At 42.0% G+C, this 4,722-nt stretch carries 4 protein-coding genes; 2 read left to right on the plus strand and 2 right to left on the minus strand.

Annotation, left to right across the window (positions count from 1 at the left end; genetic code table 11):
• Positions 1 to 20: 20 nt before the first annotated feature.
• Together VLN09_RS04370 and VLN09_RS04375 are read left to right on the plus strand one after the other, a co-directional pair.
• A complete protein-coding gene (locus VLN09_RS04370) occupies positions 21 to 1,253 on the plus strand; it encodes an 8-amino-7-oxononanoate synthase (protein ID WP_325244047.1) in 1,233 nt (410 codons plus the stop codon).
• Between the two features lie 77 nt (positions 1,254 to 1,330).
• A complete protein-coding gene (locus VLN09_RS04375) occupies positions 1,331 to 2,140 on the plus strand; it encodes a methyltransferase domain-containing protein (protein ID WP_325244049.1) in 810 nt (269 codons plus the stop codon).
• Between the two features lie 113 nt (positions 2,141 to 2,253).
• Here the strand turns inward: VLN09_RS04375 and dnaK are convergent, their stop codons facing one another.
• Positions 2,254 to 4,197: a molecular chaperone DnaK gene (gene dnaK, locus VLN09_RS04380; protein ID WP_325244051.1), complete on the minus strand. Its 1,944-nt coding sequence runs from the start codon at positions 4,195 to 4,197 to the stop codon at positions 2,254 to 2,256.
• A 183-nt stretch (positions 4,198 to 4,380) separates the two neighbouring features.
• A partial coding sequence (grpE, locus tag VLN09_RS04385) for a nucleotide exchange factor GrpE (RefSeq protein ID WP_325244053.1) occupies positions 4,381 to 4,722 on the minus strand: 342 nt, incomplete at its 5' end.

Below are 4,722 nucleotides of genomic sequence, written 5' to 3' on the forward strand. Positions count from 1 at the left end.
AAGAAAACAAAAGGATAAAAATGACTGCTTTTATCATTAATCGTCTACAAGAGTCGCTCGATGCGCTAGTAGCAGCGAAGCAATATCGTCAAATACCTAATCTGCAACATGATGGGCAATGTGTGATTAGCGAAGGCAAGCGATTACTTAATATCGCTAGCAACGACTATCTTGGCTTGGGCAGTGATAAGCAATTGCAGCGCGAGTTCCTTAATCAACTAAGTCAATTGCCGGTCGATAATGTTCCTAGGATGAGCGCTACCTCTTCTAGGCTTTTAACAGGTAACGATGAACAGCTGCAAGCATTAGAGTCTGAACTACAAAGCTGGTATCAAAACAGTGTAAATAAAAAAATGCTGTCTCCATCAAAATCGGTACTGGTATTTAATAGCGGCTACCATGCCAATATAGGACTCTTGCCTGCACTAACAGCATTGCCAGTTAAAACCATAATTTTGGCAGACAAACTGGTACACGCTAGCATTATCGATGGCATACGCCTGAGCCAAAGTAAGCTGGTCAGCTATCGTCGTTACCGTCACAACGACTATGAGCATTTAGCCAAATTTATTGAGCAAGCAGATTCGAGTGTTGAGCGCATTATTATTGTCACGGAGAGTATTTTCAGCATGGATGGTGACCGTGCTGACTTGGCTCAATTGGTACAACTAAAAGCAAAAGATGCTCGTATTGAGTTGTATATCGATGAGGCCCATGCCATCGGTATCTTAGGTGACACAGGCTTGGGATTAGCAGAAGAAACCCAAACACTGGCTGATATTGATTATCTGGTGGGAACTTTTGGTAAAGCGTTTGCGTCCATTGGCGCTTATATCATGTGTGATGAGGTTGTCAAACAATGGCTGGTTAATCAGATGCGTCCGCTTATTTTTAGCACCGCATTGCCACCCATCAATCACGCATGGACACGATTTATTTTAGCAAAAATACCAAGCTTAACGGAGCAGCGTCTCCATCTCGCGCAGTTATCTACCACGCTTAGTAACGCTATTCCCAAACGCTATCGTGTATTATCAACCAATCAAGATTTAGGCTATGACTCCCCTATCGTGCCTTATATATTGGGTGATAATGCGCTGACTGTCGAAAAAGCAAAGCAGCTACAAGCAGCAGGGTTTTATGCATTGCCTGTCAGACCACCAACCGTTCCTACCAATACTGCTCGTATTCGCTTAGTGATGAATGCAGCGCTTAGCCATGAGGACTGTCAGCGTCTGATAGCGCACTTATAATGCGATTGTTTATTTTTTAGTGACTACTTTATTTTGGCGTTAAGCGATAACTGGCTCATTTGGATGCAACAAACGATATGAAAAATTCTACGATACCTGACACCTTTAGCTCAAGAAAACAAACCATCGCGCGCCATTTTGCCACTGCTAGCGACTATGATCAGCATGCCAAGATTCAACAGCAAGTCTGCCATCACTTACTCAACAACATCACTCATACCCAACAAAAAAGTGTATTAGAAATCGGTGCAGGAACAGGTCAGATGACGCGCTTATTGGCAGCGAATATTCAAAGTCAGCACTGGTTCATCAACGAATTGTGTAATGAACAATCGACAACATTGCAGTCGATATTGCCGACAGCCAATATAATGATTGGTGATGCTGAGACTATAGATTTACAAGGCAAACATAGCCTAATCATTAGTGCCAACGCAGTGCAATGGTTTGATGATCCGTTGAGCTTTGTAACGCAATCAGCACAGCGCTTACAAGCTAAAGGTCAACTGGTTTTTAATACCTTTACCTCAGATAATTTTTTGCAGATTAAACAATTAACGGGGCAAGGGCTGCATTACCCTGCTATCAGTGAGTGGCAATCAGCCTTAGAAACTATCGGTTTTGAGAATATTAAGCTATCAACTCAGCGATTTGATGTCGCCTTTGCCAATCCCTACGCCGTCCTTAAACATATGAAGCTGACAGGAGTATCAACCAATCAAACGCAAGAGCAGTCAAGTAGTAGTCAGCCTTTTATATGGACCAAGGCACGCCTAAAACAATTTGAGCAAGACTATTGGCAGCACTTCTCTGAATTGAATAAAGAGGGTCAGCCTTATGTCAATTTAACTTATGACGTGCTTATCGTGAGTGCATTTAAAGCATAAATATGTGAGAAGTAGTCGTATTAATAGCATATAAAATTAACCCTATAAACTGAATAGCATAAAAAACGCACCCCGAAGGATGCGTTTTTTTATTTAGCTACTTAGTAGTAGAATTATTTTTTATCGTCTTCTACTTCAGTGAACTCAGCATCGACCACATCGTCATCTGCTTGATTGCTTTCGCTAGCGTTATCCGCACCTTGTTGGAACTGGTTTGGATCCATACCTTCGCTACCTGCGCCTGCATCAGCATAAATCTTCTGGCTAACTGGCAAGAAGGCGTTGTCTAATGCTTCAAGCTTAGCTTTAATCTCTTCATGATCATCTTCTTTAGCAGCTGCTTCAAGCTCAGAGATAGCCGTTTCTACTGATGATTTTTCATCGTCAGATACTTTATCTGCGGCATCTTTTAACGCTTTTTGTACCGCATGGATACGACCATCTGCTTCGTTACGCACTTGCGCTAGATTAGCGAATTTCTCGTCTTCAGCAGCATTGGCTTCAGCATCACGAATCATTTGTTCAACTTCTTCGTCCGACAAACCAGAATCCGCTTTAATTTGGATACTCTGTGCTTTACCAGTACCTTTATCAGTCGCTGAGATATTCATGATACCGTCAGCGTTAATGTCAAAGCTCACTTCGATTTGTGGCAAACCACGTGGTGCTGGTGGAATATCTGTTAAATCAAAACGACCAAGCTGTTTATTTTGGTTCGCAATTTTACGCTCACCTTGATAAACCTGAATACTAACTGCTGGTTGGTTATCTTCAGCCGTTGAGAATACCTGTGATTTCTTAGTCGGAATCATAGTGTTTTTCTCAATGATTGGCGTCAAGATACCACCCATCGTTTCAATACCAAGCGTCAACGGCGTTACATCAAGTAGCAATACGTCAGTTTTTTCACCAGACAATACTGCGCCTTGAATAGCTGCACCGGCTGCTACTGCTTCATCAGGGTTCACGTCTTTACGTGGCTCTTGACCAAAGAATTCTTGTACTTTTTGCTGTACCAATGGCATACGAGTCTGACCACCAACTAAGATGACATCATCAATATCGCCGATTTTTATACCCGCATCTTCAAGCGCAATCTTACAAGGACCCATCGTACGTTGTACTAGCTCTTCAGTTAAGCTCTCAAGTTTTGAGCGGCTGATAGTAACAACCAAATGCTTAGGACCACTGCTATCAGCAGTGATATATGGCAAGTTTACTTCAGTACTTTGGGCACTTGATAGCTCAATTTTTGCTTTTTCTGCGGCTTCTTTTAGACGCTGCATCGCAAGAGAATCACCTTTTAGGTTCACATCTTGGTCTTTTTTGAATTCAGCAACTAAAAAGTCAATCAACGCTGAGTCAAAATCTTCACCACCAAGGAATGTATCACCGTTGGTCGCTAGTACTTCAAACTGCTGCTCGCCATCAACGTCAGCGATTTCGATGATTGATACGTCAAACGTACCACCACCCAAGTCATAAACTGCAACGGTACTATCACCTTGCTTTTTGTCCATGCCATAAGCAAGAGCAGCGGCAGTTGGTTCGTTGATGATACGTTTTACATCAAGACCAGCAATTTTACCGGCGTCTTTAGTTGCTTGACGCTGTGAATCATTAAAGTAAGCAGGTACAGTTACAACAGCTTCAGTAACGGCTTCACCAAGATAATCTTCTGCTGTTTTTTTCATTTTTTTCAAGATTTCAGCAGAAACCTGTGGTGGTGCAAGTTTTTTACCGTTGACCTCTACCCATGCATCGCCGTTATCTGCTTTAGCGATTTTATAAGGCACCATACCGATGTCTTTTTGCACGACCTTGTCATCAAAGCGACGACCAATCAAACGCTTGATAGCAAATAAGGTATTGTTTGGGTTGGTTACTGCTTGACGCTTAGCTGACTGACCAACAAGGATTTCGTCATCTTTATAAGCGACGATTGATGGTGTTGTACGAGTACCTTCAGCGTTTTCGATGACCTTAACTTTGTCACCTTCCATCACTGCCACACACGAGTTGGTAGTACCTAAATCAATACCAATGACTTTACCCATAATCAATTACTCCTAATTTATTTTAAATATAAAAACTTATCTATCCAGACCGTAGTCGGTCACTTATTGCTATATATCGGTTTGCCTGTCATATTTTTCAAGGCAATAATCACGTAAAAACTGTCTTTCATGTGATTTTTTGTGAAAAACCTTTATATTAGTAAGGTTTAACACCTAGAAGCATTACTGGCCGACACGTACCAGTGCTGGACGTAGTAAACGACCGTTCAAGCTATAGCCTTTTTGTAAGACAGTACCAATGGTGTCAGCCTCTGCTTCTGGATCAATACCAACAGCTTCATGGAAGTCAGCATTAAATTTTTCGCCTTGTGGGTCAGCCACTTCTACGCCATTTTTGGTCAGTACAGCGACTAGCGCTTTGTGCGTTAATTGCACACCTTCAGCAACTGGGTCGTTGGCATCTGCATTTTCAATAGCACGCTCTAAATTATCGACGATCTCTAATAGCTCTTTGGCAAATTTCTGTAGAGCAAATTTTTTGCTCTTATCCGCTTCTTGTTCCAT

This window comes from Psychrobacter sp. (genome assembly GCF_035469765.1).
Lineage (GTDB): Bacteria > Pseudomonadota > Gammaproteobacteria > Pseudomonadales > Moraxellaceae > Psychrobacter.

Coding starts and splice junctions, on each gene's coding strand:
- VLN09_RS04370 (WP_325244047.1), top strand. CDS start 21: ATGACTGCTTTTATCATTAATCGTCTACAAGAGTCGCTCGATGCGCTA.
- VLN09_RS04375 (WP_325244049.1), top strand. CDS start 1,331: ATGAAAAATTCTACGATACCTGACACCTTTAGCTCAAGAAAACAAACC.
- dnaK (WP_325244051.1), bottom strand. CDS start 4,197: ATGGGTAAAGTCATTGGTATTGATTTAGGTACTACCAACTCGTGTGTG.